Origin of the sequence: Streptomyces sp. ADI96-02 (genome assembly GCF_003846185.1) — a bacterium.
Classification (GTDB): domain Bacteria; phylum Actinomycetota; class Actinomycetes; order Streptomycetales; family Streptomycetaceae; genus Streptomyces.
In genome coordinates this window covers 4,013,414-4,029,392 of sequence record NZ_ML123034.1, presented here as the reverse complement: position 1 = coordinate 4,029,392, position 15,979 = coordinate 4,013,414, and the positions used below count along the sequence as shown (strand labels likewise).

Genomic DNA, 15,979 nt, shown 5'->3' with positions numbered 1-15,979 from the left:
GGTCATCACGACACCCTCCAAGGATCCCTCCCGTGCGTCTGCCCGCCCTGCTCGCCTTCCCGCGCGTCCCGCGCCCCGCCCGCTCCACAGGCACGGACCTGCCGCCCGACGAGACCGTCGTCCTCGACGGACCCGACCCGGCCCTGCGCCCCGCGCCGGCCGCCGCGGACGGCGTCCACCCCGACGGCCCGCCGGGCGCCGCCCCGACCCGACCGCGCCGCTGGTGGATCTGGCGCGTCCTGGCCCTGCTGGTGTTCACGACGGGGTCGGCGCTGGCCTGGTCCAGCCCGGAGACCGGCTGGCCGCGCACCGCGTTCACGACCGGCTTCGCGCTGTACTACGCGGGAAGCCTGACCCGCGCCCTGCGGCAGCGGCGCGCGGCCCGGGGGACGCTCAGCAGCACCCCGCCCCCGGCAACGTCCTGACGTTACGGGCCTCCAGGGCCCGCGCCGCCAGCAACGCGTCCGCCGGGTAGGCCACTTCCTCCAGCGTCAGGCCGTGCGGGCGCACCACGTGCACCGCCGGGTCGCGCACCTTCGCCGCCAGCACCTCGGCCGGCCAGGCGGACGGCCGCCGCCCGTCACCGACGAACAGCGCCGCGCCGATCAGCGCGCGCACCATGTTGTGGCAGAACGCGTCCGCCTGCACGGTCGCGGTCAGCACGCCCGTGGACGCGTCCCGTACCCAACTCAGCTTCTGGAGCGTACGGATGGTCGTCGCGCCCTCGCGCTTCTTGCAGTACGCGGCGAAGTCGTGCTCGCCGACCATCAGCGCCGCCGCCTCGTTCATCGCGTCCACGTCCAGCGGCCGGTCGTGCCACAGCACATGACCGCGCGTCAGCGGATCGACCCCGCCGGGCCGGTCGCCGACCCGGTACGCGTAACGCCGCCAGAGCGCCGAGAAGCGGGCGTTGAACCCCGCCGGGGCGGGGGCCGCCCGCCAGATCCGCACGTCCGGCGGGAGCCGCCCCGCCAGCCGCCGCAGCAGCTTCTCCTCGTGCTCAGCCCACACCGCCTCCGGCAGGTCCACATGGGCCACCTGGCCGCGCGCGTGCACCCCGGCGTCCGTGCGGCCCGCCACCGTCAGGTCGTACGTGACGGTGGACCGGGTCACGGTCCGCAGCGCGTCCTCGATCTCCCCCTGCACCGTGCGGCGGCTGGTCTGCTTCGCCCAGCCGGAGAAGTCCCCGCCGTCGTAGGACAGGTCCAGCCGCACCCGTACGAAACCGGGCTCCGCCTCGTCACTCACCGCGTCATCCTCTCCCTACCCCTGCTCAGCAGAACGGGCCCGCACCGCCCCGAAGGGTGATGCGGGCCCGCTCCTCGGTCTCAGAACGCTCAGGCGTCCTTGGACTCCGCGTCGTCGGCCTTGTCGGCCGGCTTGGCGTCCTCGACGGTCTCCTCGGAGGAGTCGGCCGCGGGGGCCTCGTCCTTCTTGAGGGCGTCTTCCTTGACCGCGCGCTTCGTCGCGGCCTCGGCCTCACCGGTGGCCTGCTGGGCCACGGTCAGCGCCTCGACCAGCTCGATGACCGCCATCGGGGCGTTGTCGCCACGACGGTTGCCGATCTTGGTGATACGCGTGTAACCACCGGGGCGGTTCTCGTACCGGGGAGCGATCTCGGTGAAGAGCGTGTGCACGACGCCCTTGTCCGTGATCGTCTGGAGCACCAGGCGACGGTTGTGGATGTCGCCCTTCTTCGCCTTGGTGACGAGGCGCTCGGCGACCGGACGCAGGCGGCGGGCCTTGGCCTCGGTCGTCGTGATGCGGCCGTGCTCGAACAGCGACTTCGCGAGGTTCGCGAGAAGCAGACGCTCGTGCGCGGCGCTGCCGCCCAGACGGGCACCCTTTGCGGGACGCGGCATGGTGATTCTCCTTGTGTGCTGCACCGGCCGTATCAGGTACCGGTGTCAGTTCCCGTGGGGCGGACGCCTCACGGAAGTCGTGCGGGTGGTGCTCAGTACTGCTCGGTCTCCACGAAACCGGCGTCCGCGTCGTCGTCGGCGCCGAAGGCGTCGGCGGCGGCGGTCGGGTCGAAGCCGGGAGGCGAGTCCTTCAGCGCGAGGCCCATACCGGCCAGCTTCGCCTTGACCTCGTCGATCGACTTCGCGCCGAAGTTGCGGATGTCGAGCAGGTCGGCCTCGGAACGCGCCACGAGCTCACCCACGGAGTGGATGCCCTCGCGCTTGAGGCAGTTGTACGAACGGACCGTGAGCTCCAGCTCCTCGATCGGCAGCGCCAGATCAGCGGCGAGCGCCGCGTCCGTCGGGGACGGGCCCATGTCGATGCCCTCGGCGTCGATGTTGAGCTCGCGCGCCAGACCGAACAGCTCGACCAGGGTCTTGCCCGCCGACGCCATGGCGTCACGGGGACGCATGGCCTGCTTGGTCTCGACGTCGACGATCAGCTTGTCGAAGTCGGTGCGCTGCTCGACACGGGTCGCCTCGACCTTGTACGTGACCTTGAGCACCGGCGAGTAGATGGAGTCGACCGGAATCCGGCCGATCTCCTGGCCCACCTGCTTGTTCTGGACGGCGGAGACGTAGCCGCGACCGCGCTCGACGGTCAGCTCCATCTCCAGCTTGCCCTTGCCGTTGAGCGTGGCGAGGACCAGGTCCGGGTTGTGCACCTCGACACCGGCCGGGGGCGCGATGTCGGCGGCGGTGACCAGGCCGGGACCCTGCTTGCGCAGGTACATCACGACCGGCTCGTCGTGCTCCGAGGAGACGACGAGCTGCTTGATGTTGAGGATGAGGTCGGTCACGTCCTCCTTGACGCCCGGCACGGTGGTGAACTCGTGCAGGACCCCGTCGATCCGGATGCTGGTGACAGCGGCGCCGGGGATCGAGGAGAGGAGGGTGCGGCGCAGGGAGTTGCCGAGGGTGTAACCGAAGCCCGGCTCCAGCGGCTCGATCACGAACCGGGAGCGGAACTCGTCGACGACCTCTTCGGTCAGCGACGGACGCTGAGCGATAAGCATGCGGTGATCCTTCAGTCGTGGGCACCCGCTATTTGATGCCCGACAGATGAGACAAGGGTACGGGCGGCACGCCCCGAAGGGACGTACCGCCCGCAACCGGCGCTACTGCCGCACGGCCGTCACCGGCCGTGACGGGTCAGACGCGGCGACGCTTCGGCGGACGGCAGCCGTTGTGCGGCGTCGGGGTGACGTCCTGGATCGAACCGACCTCCAGGCCCGTGGCCTGGAGCGAGCGGATCGCGGTCTCGCGGCCGGAGCCCGGACCCTTCACGAAGACGTCGACCTTGCGCATGCCGTGCTCCTGCGCGCGGCGGGCGGCCGACTCGGCGGCCATCTGCGCGGCGAAGGGGGTGGACTTGCGCGAGCCCTTGAAGCCGACGTGGCCGGCGGAGGCCCAGGAGATCACGTTGCCCGAGGGGTCCGTGATCGAGACGATGGTGTTGTTGAACGTGCTCTTGATGTGCGCGTGGCCGTGAGCGACGTTCTTCTTTTCCTTGCGACGCACCTTCTTGGCTGCGCCCTGACGACCCTTGGGGGGCATGTCTTGACTCCAGATGGAGAGGGGAGGTGATCGGTCCTACAGCGAAGACCGCTGGTTGCTGCGGTTGCCCGGCGATCCGGACGTCCGCAGTGCGTCCGCTGAGGACTACTTCTTGCCCGGCTTCTTCTTGCCGGCGATCGCGCGACGCGGGCCCTTGCGGGTACGGGCGTTCGTGCTGGTGCGCTGACCGTGGACCGGCAGACCACGACGGTGCCGGATGCCCTGGTAGCAGCCGATCTCGACCTTGCGGCGGATGTCGGCCTGGATCTCGCGGCGGAGGTCACCCTCGGTGCGGAGGTTGGCGTCCACGTACTCGCGGATCTTGACCAGGTCCTCTTCGGCCAGGTCGCGAACGCGGGCGTTCGGGTTCACGCCGGTGGTGGCGAGGATCTCCTTGGACCGGGTGCGCCCGATGCCGAAGACGTAGGTGAGGGCAACCTCCACGCGCTTTTCGCGCGGGATGTCAACACCTGAAACGCGTGCCATTCAATGGCTCCAGTTGTTAGATCGGGGGTCTTCCGCAGTGCCGCTCCCGACCGCCGACCACCCGCAGGGAGTGGTGGTACGTCCGGGTCCCCGGCCCCCGCCGGAGGTGTCGTCAGCCGTGGCTTGGACGGGCGCTGCGTATGTACGAATTACGTGCGTCGCGCGAAGTCTGCGAGATGCAGGCGGTCGTGCTTCAGCCCTGGCGCTGCTTGTGGCGCAGGTTGTCGCAGATGACCATGACCCGACCGTGACGGCGGATCACCTTGCACTTGTCGCAGATCTTCTTGACGCTCGGCTTGACCTTCATGGGATGTCAGGTTCTCCGGGTCAGTGCCGTCACCGCGCCGAAACGTGGTGCAGGCAAGATCTACTTGTAGCGGTAGACGATCCGGCCACGCGTCAGGTCGTACGGGGAGAGCTCCACGACGACCCGGTCGTCCGGGAGGATACGGATGTAGTGCATCCGCATCTTGCCGGAGATGTGCGCGAGGACCTTGTGACCGTTCTGGAGTTCCACCTTGAACATGGCGTTCGGGAGGGACTCGATCACGGTGCCCTCAATTTCGATGGCACCTTGCTTCTTGGCCACGCTTCGCCTTTCGAATCGGCTACCTTGATCGATTCTCGCCACCGAGTGCTGCCTGTGGACACACTGATGCACGAGAGCCGACGAGTCAGTCTACGTCAGCGGGACCCAAAAGACGAATCCGTCAAGTTTGCCCCGTACCGGTGATCCTTAGACCTGCCGGCGGGCCGCTTCAGCCCAGCGGGTCGGGCGCGGCCGTGACGCCGTACTCCGCGAGCCGGGCCCGGCCGCAGTCCGGAGCCGTCAGCACGAGCGGGCCCTCCTCGGTCAGCGCGATGGAGTGCTCCCAGTGCGAGGACCAGGTGCCGTCCGTGGTCAGGACGGTCCAGTCGTCGCTCAGCACCTCCGTTCGCGCCGTACCGAGCGAGACCATGGGCTCGATCGCCAGGCAGACGCCGGGCACCAGCTTGATGCCCTTGCCGCGCTTGCGGGAGACGTAGTTCAGCAGGTGCGGGTCCATGTGCATCTCGGTGCCGATGCCGTGGCCGCCGTAGTCCTCGATGATCCCGTACTTGCCGGTGGCCGGACGCGGCTGGCGGCGGATGTAGGACTCGATCGCCTTCGAGATGTCGACCAGGCGGTTGTTCACCTTCATCGCGGCGATCCCGGCCCACATCGACTCCTCGGTGACCCGGGACAGCTCGATCAGCTCCGGAGCGTGACCCGTTCCCACGAACGCGGTGTACGCGGCGTCGCCGTGCCAGCCGTCCACGATCGCGCCGGCGTCGATCGAGATGATGTCGCCGTCCTTGAGCACGGTCTTCTCGTCCGGGATGCCGTGGACCACGACCTCGTTGACCGAGGTGCAGATGGTCGCGGGGAAGCCGCCGTAACCGAGGAAGTTCGACTTCGCGCCGTGGTCGGCGATCACCTTGCGGGCGACCTGGTCCAGGTCCTTCGTGGTGGCGCCGGGCACCGCCGCCTCCCGGGTGGCGGCGTGAATGGCAGCGACCACCAGGCCCGCCTCGCGCATCTTCGCGATCTGCTCGGGGGTCTTGATCTGCACCATTGCTCGGCGCCTCTCTGCATCGACGGGTGAGGGGGCTCACGGGAGGGGGCTGACGGGGACTCCTGCGCCGTACCCAACGATACGGGCGATACGGGCGCAAGCAGTCGGCCGCGACGCCCTGAGGCGCCGCGGCCGACTGCACAACGGTGATACGGGGTGGCGCTCAGCCCTGGTCGGACTTCAGCGCCTCCATCGCGCGCTCGGTCACCTCGGTGACCTTGCCGAGCGCGGAGATGGTCACGACCAGGCCCTGGGCCCGGTAGTAGTCGATGATCGGCTCGGTCTCCGTGTGGTAGACCTCCAGCCGGGTGCGGACCGTCTCCTCGCTGTCGTCGTCCCGCTGGTACAGCTCGCCGCCGCAGGCGTCGCAGACGCCCTCGGCCTTCGGCGGGTTGTACGTCACGTGGAAGACGTGCGCGCTGTCGTTGCGGCAGATGCGGCGGCCCGCGATCCGCTTGACGACCTCGTCCTCGGGGACCTCCAGATCGAGGACCGCGTCCAGCTTCACGCCCTCGTCCTTGAGGATCACGTCAAGGGCTTCGGCCTGGCCCACGTTCCGCGGGAAGCCGTCCAGCAGGAAGCCGTTCACGGCGTCCGACTGGGACATGCGGTCCTTGGCCATCCCGATGGTGACCTCGTCCGGCACCAGCCGCCCCGCGTCCATGAAGGCGCGGGCCTGCTTGCCAAGGTCGGTGCCCTGGCTGATGTTGGCGCGGAAGAGGTCGCCCGTGGAGATGTGCGGAATCGACAGGTTCTTGGCAAGGTACGCAGCCTGCGTTCCCTTGCCGGCGCCCGGAGGCCCGACGAGGACGATTCGCATCAGCGGAGGAACCCTTCGTAATTGCGCTGCTGGAGCTGACTCTCGATCTGCTTCACGGTCTCCAGACCGACACCCACGATGATGAGGATGCTCGTCCCGCCGAACGGGAAGTTCTGGTTAGCACCGCCGAAGCCTGCCAACGCCATCGTCGGCACCAGAGCGATCAGGCCCAGGTACAGCGAGCCCGGCCAAGTGATCCTGTTGAGCACGTAGCTCAGGTACTCGGCAGTAGGTCGACCTGCCCGGATGCCCGGGATGAAGCCACCATACTTCTTCATGTTGTCGGCGACCTCGTCGGGGTTGAACGAGATGGCCACGTAGAAGAAGGCGAAGAACACGATCAGCACGAAGTACGTCGCGATGTAGTACGCGCCGTCGCCCGTGACGAAGTTGTCCTGGATCCAGGTCGCCCAGCCCGCGGTCGAGTTGGAGAACTGGACGATCAGGGCCGGGATGTAGAGCAGCGAAGAAGCGAAGATGACGGGGATCACACCCGCCTGGTTCACCTTGAGCGGGATGTACGTCGAGGTGCCGCCGTACGACCTGCGCCCGATCATGCGCTTCGCGTACTGCACCGGAATGCGGCGCTGGGCCTGCTCGACGAAGACGACGAGCGCGACCATCACGAAGCCGATGAGGATGACGGTGCCGAACTCGATCCAGCCGTCGGCCAGCTTGCCGCTCTCCTTGATGGCCCACAGGGCGCCGGGGAACGTCGCGGCGATCGAGATGAACATGAGGATCGACATGCCGTTGCCGATGCCGCGGTCGGTGATGAGCTCACCGAGCCACATGACGGCGGCGGTGCCGGCGGTCATCGTGAGGACCATGATGACCGTGGTGAAGATCGACTTGTCGGCGACGATCTGGTCGCCCACCGAGCAGTTGGAGAAGAGCGCTCCACTACGGGCGGTGGCCACCAGGCCGGTGCCCTGGAGGATGGCCAGCGCGACGGTCAGATAACGCGTGTACTGCGTGATCTTCGCCGTCCCGGACTGCCCTTCCTTCTTGAGCGCTTCGAGGCGGGGAATCACCACGGTCAGCAGCTGGAGAATGATGCTGGCCGTGATGTACGGCATGATGCCGAGCGCGAAGATGGTGATCTGCAGCAGGGCGCCACCGCTGAACATCTGCATCAGACCGAGAAGACCGCCCGCACCGGCTTGGTCGATGCACGTCTGGACCTTCGCGTAGTCGACGCCGGGGGCCGGGATGTGCGCCCCGAGCCGGTAGATCACGATGATGCCGAGCGTGAAGAGCAGCTTCTTGCGCAGGTCGGGCGTCTTGAACGCTCGGGCGAACGCGGTGAACACGGTGCCTCCTGCGACCCCCGCGCTATGCGTCAGAGGCGACGGGTCTGGATGGGATCGGATACAGGGCAGCCCTACATCGTAAGGAGGCCACAAAGATTAACGGCGCTACCCTACCCGGGGTTCCCCTGAGCAGGAAACACGCGCCCGGCCCCGGCACCCCTTCCGCCGCCCGGAATTCGGGCCGTGCGGACGCCGAAGACCCACCATGTTGGACGTGCCGGTGCGCCGTTCCGGACGGAACGGCGCACCGTTCCGGACAGGAAGGCGCACCGGCCCGCCCCGCGCTCTCCGCCACCCGCGCCGGGCCGGCCTCTCCCCAGCCTTTACCGGGAGTACGCCCGCCCGGCCACGCGGTCACTCCCCCGCACCGCACCACCCGCCCGCCCGGCTGGACGGCCGCCTGCCGCTTCAGCGTCCGACCGGTGACGCCGGGTGGCCCTCCGATGCCTCTCAGCACGGGAGCGGACGGCACGAGGACACGAAAAGGCCCGGTCGGCCGCCTCCGAAGAGGCAGCCGACCGGGCTCAGTTCTGTCCCGGGGCTCAGACGAGCTCGGTGACCGTACCGCCGGCGGCGGTGATCTTCTCCTTGGCGGAGCCGGAGACGGCGTCAACCGAAACCTGCAGCGCCACGGAGATCTCGCCCTGTCCGAGGACCTTGACGAGGTGGTTGTTGCGCACGGCGCCCTTGGCGACCAGGTCGGCCACCGTGACCTCTCCACCCTCGGGGTAGAGCGTCGCGAGCTTGTCCAGGTTCACGACCTGGTACTCCGTACGGAACGGGTTCTTGAAGCCCTTGAGCTTCGGGAGACGCATGTGGAGGGGCATCTGGCCACCCTCGAAGCGCTCCGGAACCTGGTAACGAGCCTTCGTACCCTTGGTACCACGGCCTGCGGTCTTACCCTTGGACGCCTCACCACGACCCACACGGGTCTTGGCGGTCTTGGCGCCCGGGGCAGGCCGGAGGTTGTGGGCCTTCAGCGGGCTGTTCTCCGCCATGTCAGTCAACCTCCTCAACCGTCACGAGGTGGCGGACGGTGTGTACCATTCCGCGGAACTCGGGGCGGTCCTCCTTGACAACCGAGTCGTTCAGGCGCTTGAGCCCGAGCGAACGCAGGGTGTCGCGGTGGTTCTGCTTGCTGCCGATGTACGACTTCGTCTGCGTGATCTTGAGGCGAGCCATTACGCACCCGCTCCCGCACGTGCACGCAGCAGAGCCGCGGGGGCGACGTCCTCGAGGGGCAGACCGCGGCGGGCCGCGATCTCCTCGGGACGCTGCAGGCCCTTGAGGGCCGCCACGGTCGCGTGCACGATGTTGATCGCGTTGGAAGAGCCGAGCGACTTCGACAGGATGTCGTGCACGCCGGCGCACTCGAGCACGGCACGCACCGGGCCACCGGCGATGACGCCGGTACCGGGGGAAGCCGGCTTGAGCATGACGACGCCCGCAGCCTTCTCGCCCTGGATCGGGTGAGGGATGGTGCCCTGGATACGCGGGACCTTGAAGAAGCTCTTCTTCGCCTCTTCGACGCCCTTGGCGATGGCCGCGGGAACTTCCTTGGCCTTGCCGTATCCGACACCGACGGTGCCGTCACCATCGCCCACCACGACCAGCGCGGTGAAGCTGAAGCGACGACCACCCTTCACAACCTTGGCGACGCGGTTGATCGCGACGACGCGCTCGACGTACGCGGTCTTCTCGGCGGCGCTGGCGCCACCGTCACGGCCCTTCCGGTCCCGCCGCTCGCCGCCACCGGCACCGCTTCCGCGGCGCTGGGGTCCAGCCATTGGATTTACCTCTCTCTGTTACGTCCGCTGTGCGTAGGAACCGGGGCTTAGAACTTCAGCCCGGCTTCACGGGCGGCGTCAGCCAGAGCGGCAATCCGCCCGGCGTACTGGTTGCCACCGCGGTCAAACACGACGGCCTCGACGCCTGCGGCCTTGGCGCGCTCGGCGACCAGGGCGCCGACCTGCTTGGCCTGGGCGCTCTTGTCACCCTCGCCACCACGGATCGAGGTGTCCAGGGTCGACGCCGACGCGAGCGTGTGGCCCGCGATGTCGTCGATGACCTGGGCCACGATGTGGCGGTTGGAACGCGTCACGACCAAGCGGGGACGCTCCGGCGAACCGGAGATGTGCTTGCGGACGCGGATGTGGCGCCGCTTGAGAGCGGCACGCTTGTACGCGTCGCCCTTGGCGATCTTCACACCGTATGCCATGGCTACTTACCAGCCTTTCCGACCTTGCGGCGGATGACCTCGCCCGCGTACTTGACGCCCTTGGCCTTGTACGGGTCGGGCTTCCGCAGCTTGCGGATGTTGGCGGCTACCTCGCCGACCTTCTGCTTGTCGATGCCCTCGACGCTGAGCTTCGTGGGCGACTCGACCTTGAAGGTGATGCCATCCGGAGCCTCGATGAGGATCGGGTGGCTGTAGCCCAGGGCGAACTCCAGGTTGGAGCCCTTCGCCTGGACGCGGTAACCGACACCGCTGATCTCGAGCGCCTTGCTGTAACCCGCGGTCACGCCGGTGATCATGTTCGCCACCAGCGTGCGGGACAGGCCGTGGAGGGCCTTGTTCTGACGCTCGTCGTTCGGGCGGGTGACGTTGAGAACGCCGTCCTCGCCCTTGGAGACCTCGATCGGCGCGGCGACGGTGTGCGAGAGGGAACCCTTGGGGCCCTTCACCGCGACCGTACGGCCATCGATGGTGACGTCCACACCGGCGGGAACCTGGATGGGGAGCTTGCCGATTCGCGACATGAGCTTTCCTTCCTTTCCCGACTACCAGACGTAGGCGAGGACTTCCCCACCTACGCCCTTCTTGCCTGCCTGCTGGCCGGTCAGGAGACCGTGGGACGTGGAGATGATCGCCACGCCCAGGCCGCCGAGGACCTTCGGCAGGTTGGTGGACTTCGCGTACACGCGCAGACCCGGCTTCGAGATCCGCTTGATGCCGGCGATCGAGCGCTCGCGGTTCGGGCCGAACTTCAGCTCCAGGACGAGGTTCTTGCCGACCTCGGCGTCCTCGACCTTCCAGCCGGTGATGAAGCCCTCCTGCTGGAGGATCTCCGCGATGTGCGACTTGATCTTGCTGTGCGGCATCACGACGGAGTCGTGGTACGCCGAGTTCGCGTTGCGCAGACGCGTGAGCATGTCTGCGATGGGATCAGTCATGGTCATGAATTGGCCTTCGGCCTCTCTCGCCGGGGTTTCCTGTATGCGCCATCCCTCTCCCCGCTCAGTGGCGGGACGGGTGCGGTGCGGGGACCTACGGCGTAGTAAGTCGGTCTTGGGCGGCAGGCGCCCAACCCTTCAAGCCTACGGCATGAAAGGCGGGGCTCCTGCCGACCAGATGCTTACCGAGAGCTTCCGGGTACTTCCAACGCCCAGGGGGCGAAGGAGAGTTACCAGGAGCTCTTGGTCACGCCCGGCAGCTCGCCACGGTGAGCCATCTCACGAAGGCACACGCGGCACAGGCCGAACTTGCGGTAGACGGAGTGGGGCCGGCCGCAGCGCTGGCAGCGGGTGTACCCGCGAACGCCGAACTTCGGCTTGCGGGCGGCCTTAGCGATCAGAGCCTTCTTCGCCACGGTCAGTTCTCCTTGAACGGGAAGCCGAGGTGACGAAGGAGGGCACGACCCTCGTCGTCGTTGGTCGCCGTGGTGACCACGGTGATGTCCATGCCCCGGACCCGGTCGATCTTGTCCTGGTCGATCTCGTGGAACATGACCTGCTCCGTGAGACCGAAGGTGTAGTTGCCACGGCCGTCGAACTGCTTGGGCGACAGGCCGCGGAAGTCACGGATACGCGGCAGCGCGAGCGACAGCGTACGGTCCAGGAACTCCCACATCCGGTCACCGCGGAGGGTGACGTGGCAGCCGATCGGCTGGCCCTCGCGCAGCTTGAACTGCGCGATGGACTTGCGGGCCTTGGTGACGGCCGGCTTCTGGCCGGTGATCGTGGTGAGGTCGCGAACGGCCCCGTCGATCAGCTTGGAGTCGCGGGCGGCGTCGCCCACACCCATGTTGACCACGATCTTGACCAGACCGGGAACCTGCATGACGTTCTCGTAGGAGAACTCCTCACGCAGCTTGCCGGCGATTTCCTCGCGGTAGCGCGTCTTGAGACGCGGCGCAGTGGTGGCAGTCATCAGATGTCCTCACCGGTCCGCTTGGCAACGCGGATCTTGTTGCCCTCGTCGTCAAAGCGGTAGCCGACGCGGGTGACGACCTTGTTGCCGTCCTTCTCCACGACCAGCTGAACGTTGCTGACGTGGATCGGGGCCTCGGTGGTGACAATGCCACCGGTCTGCGAGCCGCGAGCCGTCTGACCGGCCTTGGTGTGCTTCTTGACCCGGTTGACACCCTCGACGAGGACGCGGTCCTGAGCGGGGTAGGCCACGATGACCTTGCCCTGCTTGCCCTTGTCCTTACCGGTGATGACCTGAACCAGGTCGCCCTTCTTGATCTTCATGCTTACAGCACCTCCGGCGCGAGCGAGATGATCTTCATGAACTTCTTCTCGCGCAGCTCTCGGCCCACGGGGCCGAAGATGCGGGTGCCGCGGGGGTCGCCGTCGTTCTTCAGAATGACGGCGGCGTTCTCGTCGAAGCGGATGTACGAGCCATCCTGACGACGACGCTCCTTGACGGTGCGAACGATGACGGCCTTGACGACGTCACCCTTCTTCACGTTGCCACCGGGGATCGCGTCCTTGACGGTGGCGACGATGACGTCACCGATACCCGCGTAGCGGCGACCCGAGCCACCGAGAACACGAATGGTGAGAATTTCCTTCGCACCCGTGTTGTCGGCGACGCGCAGTCGCGACTCCTGCTGGATCACGTCTATCTCCTGATCGTCTGCCGGTTCCCGGCGGGCGCCTCTCCGTCACCGGAGAGGCGCCCCACCGAGCCTGGCGGAACTGACCTGAGGGGAATCCCCCTCAGGAATTACTTGGCCTTCTCGAGGATCTCGACGATGCGCCAGCGCTTCGAGGCGGACAGCGGACGCGTCTCCATGATGAGGACACGGTCGCCGACGCCCGCAGCGTTCTGCTCGTCGTGGGCCTTGAGCTTGTTCGTACGGCGGATGACCTTGCCGTACAGCGCGTGCTTGACGCGGTCCTCGACGGCGACGACGACGGTCTTGTCCATCTTGTCGCTGACGACCAGACCCTCACGGGTCTTGCGGAAACCGCGGTCGATCTTGCTGGTCTCAGTCACAGTCTTCTCGCTCATCAGGCGCTCTCCACCGTCTCGATGCCCAGCTCGCGCTCGCGCATCAGGGTGTAGATCCGGGCGATGTCCTTACGGACGGACTTGAGCCGGCCGTGGTTCTCGAGCTGGCCCGTCGCCGCCTGGAAGCGGAGGTTGAACAGCTCTTCCTTGGCCTCGCGGAGCTTGTTGAGGAGCTCCTCGTTGCCCAGCTCGCGCAGCTCGGACGCCTTGGTACCGGCCGACATCACGACTCACCTGCCTCGCGCCGAACGATCCGGCACTTCATCGGAAGCTTGTGAGCAGCGCGGGTGAGCGCCTCACGAGCAATCTTCTCGTTCGGGTAGGACAGCTCGAACATCACCCGACCCGGCTTGACGTTCGCGATCCACCACTCGGGAGAACCCTTACCGGAACCCATGCGGGTCTCGGCCGGCTTCTTCGTCAGGGGACGGTCCGGGTAGATGTTGATCCAGACCTTGCCGCCACGCTTGATGTGACGGGTCATCGCGATACGAGCGGACTCGATCTGACGGTTCGTCACGTACGCCGGGGTCAGCGCCTGGATGCCGTACTCGCCGAACGCAACCTGCGTGCCACCCTTGGACATACCGCTGCGCTTCGGGTGGTGCTGCTTGCGGTGCTTGACCCTACGGGGGATCAGCATTTCGGTCAGGCCTCCGTTCCGGTGCTCTCAGCAGCCGGAGCAGCGGCGGCGGGAGCGTCGGCCTTGGGGGCCTCGGCTGCCGGCGACTGCTGCGGCTTACGGCCGCGACCGCCACGCTCGCCACCACGGCCACCACGGCCGGCCGGGCGGTCAGCGCCGCCACGGGCCGGACGGTTGCCGGCGCGGGCCGCGGCGTTCTCGGCGCGAACCTCGGCGATGTTCTTGACGTCGCCCTTGTAGATCCAGACCTTCACGCCGATGCGGCCGAAGGTCGTCTTGGCCTCGAAGAAGCCGTAGTCGACGTTCGCACGGAGCGTGTGCAGGGGCACGCGGCCCTCGCGGTAGAACTCCGAGCGGGACATCTCGGCGCCGCCGAGGCGACCGCCGCACTGGATCTTGATGCCCTTGGCGCCGGCCTTCATCGAGCTCTGCATGCTCTTGCGCATGGCACGACGGAAGGAGACGCGGGAGGAGAGCTGCTCGGCGACGGCCTGGGCCACCAGCTGAGCGTCCACCTCGGGGTTCTTGACCTCGAGGATGTTCAGCTGGACCTGCTTGCCGGTCAGCTTCTCCAGCTCGCCGCGGATGCGGTCGGCCTCGGCGCCGCGGCGGCCGATGACGATGCCCGGACGAGCGGTGTGGATGTCAACGCGGACGCGGTCCCGGGTGCGCTCGATCTCGACCTTCGAGATGCCGGCCCGCTCCATGCCCTTCGTCATCATGCGACGAATGGCGACGTCTTCCTTGACGTAGTCCTTGTACAGCTTGTCGGCGTACCAGCGGGACTTGAAGTCCGTGGTGATGCCGAGCCGGAACCCGTGCGGGTTTACCTTCTGGCCCATTACCGGGTTCCTTCCTTGCTGCTGACGACCACGGTGATGTGGCTGGTCCGCTTACGGATCCGGTAGGCACGGCCCTGAGCACGCGGACGGAACCGCTTCAGGGTCGGGCCCTCGTCCACGTACGCCTCGCTGATGACCAGCGAAGAGGCGTCGGTGTGGTCGTAGTTGTGTGCAGCGTTGGCGATGGCGCTGTCCAGCACCTTGCCAACCGGCACGCTCGCGGCCTGCGGGGCGAAACGCAGGACCGCCTGAGCCTCCGTGGCATCCATGCCACGGATGAGGTCCACCACGCGGCGGGCCTTCATGGGCGTGACGCGGATGTACCGCGCCTGGGCCCTGGCTTCCATGGTTGTCCCTTCGGTGTAAGTCATAGTCGTTTCCACCCCGCCGTTAGCGGCGCTTCGACTTCCGGTCGTCCTTGACGTGGCCGCGGAAGGTGCGAGTCGGCGAGAACTCGCCGAGCTTGTGGCCGACCATCGACTCGGTGACGAACACCGGGACGTGGATCTTGCCGTTGTGCACCGCGATGGTGTGGCCCAGCATTGCCGGGACGATCATCGAGCGACGGGACCAGGTCTTGATGACGTTCTTGGTGCCTGCCTCGTTCTGTACGTCCACCTTCTTGATGAGGTGTCCGTCGACGAAGGGCCCCTTCTTGAGACTGCGCGGCATCTAAACCCGCTCCTAGCGCTTCTTGTTCGTCTTGCGGCGGCGGACGATGTACTTGTTGCTCGCCTTCTTGGGAGAACGAGTACGACCCTCCTTCTGACCCCACGGCGAGACCGGGTGGCGACCACCGGAGGTCTTGCCCTCACCACCACCGTGCGGGTGGTCAACCGGGTTCATCGCGACACCGCGGACGGTCGGGCGAACGCCCTTCCAGCGCATGCGGCCGGCCTTGCCCCAGTTGATGTTCGACTGCTCGGCGTTGCCGACCTCGCCGATGGTGGCGCGGCAGCGGGCGTCGACCAGGCGGATCTCACCCGACGGCATACGAAGGTGGGCCATGGTGCCCTCCTTCGCCAGCAGCTGCACGGAGGCACCCGCGGAACGGGCGAACTTCGCGCCGCCGCCGGGCCGCAGCTCGATGGCGTGGATGGTCGTACCGACCGGGATGTTGCGCAGCGCCAGGTTGTTGCCGGGCTTGATGTCGGCGGTCGGACCGTTCTCGACACGGTCGCCCTGCGTCAGGCCACGGGGAGCGACGATGTAACGCTTCTCGCCGTCCGCGTAGTGCAGCAGCGCGATGCGCGCGGTGCGGTTCGGGTCGTACTCGATGTGCGCGACCTTGGCCGGCACGCCGTCCTTGTCGTGACGACGGAAGTCGATCACTCGGTAGGCGCGCTTGTGGCCACCGCCCTGGTGGCGAACGGTCACACGACCGGCGTTGTTACGGCCGCCCTTGCTGTGCAGGGGGCGGACCAGCGACTTCTCCGGCGTGGACCGCGTGATCTCGACAAAGTCGGCGACGCTGGAGCCACGACGGCCCGGGGTCGTCGGCTTGTACTTGCGGATACCCATTT

The 15,979-nt window shown here is 67.3% G+C and carries 28 protein-coding genes; 1 reads left to right on the top strand and 27 read right to left on the bottom strand.

Annotation, left to right across the window (positions count from 1 at the left end; genetic code table 11):
• Positions 1 to 32: 32 nt before the first annotated feature.
• Complete coding sequence (locus tag EES43_RS17850; protein WP_124269619.1) at positions 33 to 425, top strand: hypothetical protein; 393 nt, start codon at positions 33 to 35, stop codon at positions 423 to 425.
• Here EES43_RS17850 and truA read toward each other — a convergent pair.
• The 27 genes from truA to rplB form a co-directional block, all read right to left on the bottom strand.
• Positions 394 to 1,248, bottom strand: a complete 855-nt coding sequence (gene truA / locus EES43_RS17845; protein WP_124269618.1) for a tRNA pseudouridine(38-40) synthase TruA — start codon at positions 1,246 to 1,248, stop codon at positions 394 to 396. The two genes, EES43_RS17850 and truA, sit on opposite strands and share 32 nt — an antisense overlap.
• 89 nt (positions 1,249 to 1,337) lie before the next feature.
• Positions 1,338 to 1,862, bottom strand: coding sequence for a 50S ribosomal protein L17 (gene rplQ, locus EES43_RS17840; protein WP_124269617.1), 525 nt, complete (start codon positions 1,860 to 1,862; stop codon positions 1,338 to 1,340).
• A 92-nt stretch (positions 1,863 to 1,954) separates the two neighbouring features.
• The gene (locus tag EES43_RS17835) at positions 1,955 to 2,977 is read right to left on the bottom strand and encodes a DNA-directed RNA polymerase subunit alpha (RefSeq protein WP_003966937.1); all 1,023 of its coding nucleotides are present in this window, start codon (positions 2,975 to 2,977) and stop codon (positions 1,955 to 1,957) included.
• A gap of 136 nt (positions 2,978 to 3,113) precedes the next feature.
• Entirely contained in the window at positions 3,114 to 3,518 is a 405-nt protein-coding gene (rpsK, locus tag EES43_RS17830) for a 30S ribosomal protein S11 (protein ID WP_003956432.1), read from the bottom strand.
• 105 nt (positions 3,519 to 3,623) lie between these two features.
• Entirely contained in the window at positions 3,624 to 4,004 is a 381-nt protein-coding gene (gene rpsM, locus EES43_RS17825) for a 30S ribosomal protein S13 (RefSeq protein WP_124269616.1), read from the bottom strand.
• 193 nt (positions 4,005 to 4,197) lie between these two features.
• A complete protein-coding gene (gene rpmJ, locus EES43_RS17820; protein WP_003956441.1) occupies positions 4,198 to 4,311 on the bottom strand; it encodes a 50S ribosomal protein L36 in 114 nt (37 codons plus the stop codon).
• A gap of 60 nt (positions 4,312 to 4,371) precedes the next feature.
• Positions 4,372 to 4,593: a translation initiation factor IF-1 gene (gene infA, locus EES43_RS17815; RefSeq protein ID WP_003956442.1), complete on the bottom strand. Its 222-nt coding sequence runs from the start codon at positions 4,591 to 4,593 to the stop codon at positions 4,372 to 4,374.
• A gap of 169 nt (positions 4,594 to 4,762) precedes the next feature.
• Complete coding sequence (gene map, locus EES43_RS17810) at positions 4,763 to 5,599, bottom strand: type I methionyl aminopeptidase (RefSeq protein WP_124269615.1); 837 nt, start codon at positions 5,597 to 5,599, stop codon at positions 4,763 to 4,765.
• Positions 5,600 to 5,762: 163 nt separating this feature from the next.
• The gene (locus tag EES43_RS17805) at positions 5,763 to 6,419 is read right to left on the bottom strand and encodes an adenylate kinase (RefSeq protein ID WP_124269614.1); all 657 of its coding nucleotides are present in this window, start codon (positions 6,417 to 6,419) and stop codon (positions 5,763 to 5,765) included.
• A complete protein-coding gene (gene secY / locus EES43_RS17800) occupies positions 6,419 to 7,732 on the bottom strand; it encodes a preprotein translocase subunit SecY (RefSeq protein WP_124269613.1) in 1,314 nt (437 codons plus the stop codon). The genes EES43_RS17805 and secY overlap by 1 nt, the downstream gene beginning before the upstream one ends.
• Positions 7,733 to 8,274: 542 nt before the next feature.
• Complete coding sequence (gene rplO, locus EES43_RS17795) at positions 8,275 to 8,730, bottom strand: 50S ribosomal protein L15 (protein ID WP_003966942.1); 456 nt, start codon at positions 8,728 to 8,730, stop codon at positions 8,275 to 8,277.
• A gap of 1 nt (position 8,731) precedes the next feature.
• Positions 8,732 to 8,914, bottom strand: coding sequence for a 50S ribosomal protein L30 (rpmD, locus tag EES43_RS17790; RefSeq protein ID WP_003966943.1), 183 nt, complete (start codon positions 8,912 to 8,914; stop codon positions 8,732 to 8,734).
• Positions 8,914 to 9,519, bottom strand: coding sequence for a 30S ribosomal protein S5 (gene rpsE / locus EES43_RS17785; RefSeq protein WP_124269612.1), 606 nt, complete (start codon positions 9,517 to 9,519; stop codon positions 8,914 to 8,916). Before rpsE ends, rpmD begins: the two co-directional genes overlap by 1 nt.
• Positions 9,520 to 9,566: 47 nt before the next feature.
• Positions 9,567 to 9,950, bottom strand: a complete 384-nt coding sequence (rplR, locus tag EES43_RS17780) for a 50S ribosomal protein L18 (RefSeq protein WP_014047792.1) — start codon at positions 9,948 to 9,950, stop codon at positions 9,567 to 9,569.
• Positions 9,951 to 9,952: 2 nt separating this feature from the next.
• Positions 9,953 to 10,492, bottom strand: coding sequence for a 50S ribosomal protein L6 (rplF, locus tag EES43_RS17775; RefSeq protein ID WP_124269611.1), 540 nt, complete (start codon positions 10,490 to 10,492; stop codon positions 9,953 to 9,955).
• Positions 10,493 to 10,513: 21 nt separating this feature from the next.
• Positions 10,514 to 10,912: a 30S ribosomal protein S8 gene (gene rpsH / locus EES43_RS17770; RefSeq protein WP_003966947.1), complete on the bottom strand. Its 399-nt coding sequence runs from the start codon at positions 10,910 to 10,912 to the stop codon at positions 10,514 to 10,516.
• Between the two features lie 224 nt (positions 10,913 to 11,136).
• Positions 11,137 to 11,322 (bottom strand): type Z 30S ribosomal protein S14, encoded by a 186-nt coding sequence (locus EES43_RS17760; RefSeq protein WP_003948630.1) that lies wholly within the window; start codon positions 11,320 to 11,322, stop codon positions 11,137 to 11,139.
• A 2-nt stretch (positions 11,323 to 11,324) separates the two neighbouring features.
• Positions 11,325 to 11,882 (bottom strand): 50S ribosomal protein L5, encoded by a 558-nt coding sequence (gene rplE, locus EES43_RS17755; protein ID WP_006126888.1) that lies wholly within the window; start codon positions 11,880 to 11,882, stop codon positions 11,325 to 11,327.
• A complete protein-coding gene (gene rplX, locus EES43_RS17750; protein ID WP_003966949.1) occupies positions 11,882 to 12,205 on the bottom strand; it encodes a 50S ribosomal protein L24 in 324 nt (107 codons plus the stop codon). Before rplX ends, rplE begins: the two co-directional genes overlap by 1 nt.
• 2 nt (positions 12,206 to 12,207) lie before the next feature.
• A complete protein-coding gene (rplN, locus tag EES43_RS17745) occupies positions 12,208 to 12,576 on the bottom strand; it encodes a 50S ribosomal protein L14 (protein WP_003966950.1) in 369 nt (122 codons plus the stop codon).
• A 107-nt stretch (positions 12,577 to 12,683) separates the two neighbouring features.
• Positions 12,684 to 12,971: a 30S ribosomal protein S17 gene (gene rpsQ, locus EES43_RS17740; protein ID WP_124269610.1), complete on the bottom strand. Its 288-nt coding sequence runs from the start codon at positions 12,969 to 12,971 to the stop codon at positions 12,684 to 12,686.
• A complete protein-coding gene (gene rpmC / locus EES43_RS17735) occupies positions 12,971 to 13,195 on the bottom strand; it encodes a 50S ribosomal protein L29 (protein ID WP_015035581.1) in 225 nt (74 codons plus the stop codon). Before rpmC ends, rpsQ begins: the two co-directional genes overlap by 1 nt.
• Positions 13,195 to 13,614: a 50S ribosomal protein L16 gene (rplP, locus tag EES43_RS17730; RefSeq protein WP_003966953.1), complete on the bottom strand. Its 420-nt coding sequence runs from the start codon at positions 13,612 to 13,614 to the stop codon at positions 13,195 to 13,197. The genes rpmC and rplP overlap by 1 nt, the downstream gene beginning before the upstream one ends.
• Before the next feature lie 5 nt (positions 13,615 to 13,619).
• Positions 13,620 to 14,456: a 30S ribosomal protein S3 gene (gene rpsC, locus EES43_RS17725; protein ID WP_007446736.1), complete on the bottom strand. Its 837-nt coding sequence runs from the start codon at positions 14,454 to 14,456 to the stop codon at positions 13,620 to 13,622.
• Positions 14,456 to 14,803: a 50S ribosomal protein L22 gene (rplV, locus tag EES43_RS17720; RefSeq protein ID WP_004571827.1), complete on the bottom strand. Its 348-nt coding sequence runs from the start codon at positions 14,801 to 14,803 to the stop codon at positions 14,456 to 14,458. Before rplV ends, rpsC begins: the two co-directional genes overlap by 1 nt.
• Positions 14,804 to 14,846: 43 nt before the next feature.
• A complete protein-coding gene (gene rpsS / locus EES43_RS17715) occupies positions 14,847 to 15,128 on the bottom strand; it encodes a 30S ribosomal protein S19 (RefSeq protein WP_003966956.1) in 282 nt (93 codons plus the stop codon).
• A gap of 12 nt (positions 15,129 to 15,140) precedes the next feature.
• Positions 15,141 to 15,977, bottom strand: coding sequence for a 50S ribosomal protein L2 (gene rplB / locus EES43_RS17710; RefSeq protein WP_124269609.1), 837 nt, complete (start codon positions 15,975 to 15,977; stop codon positions 15,141 to 15,143).
• Positions 15,978 to 15,979 lie beyond the last annotated feature (2 nt).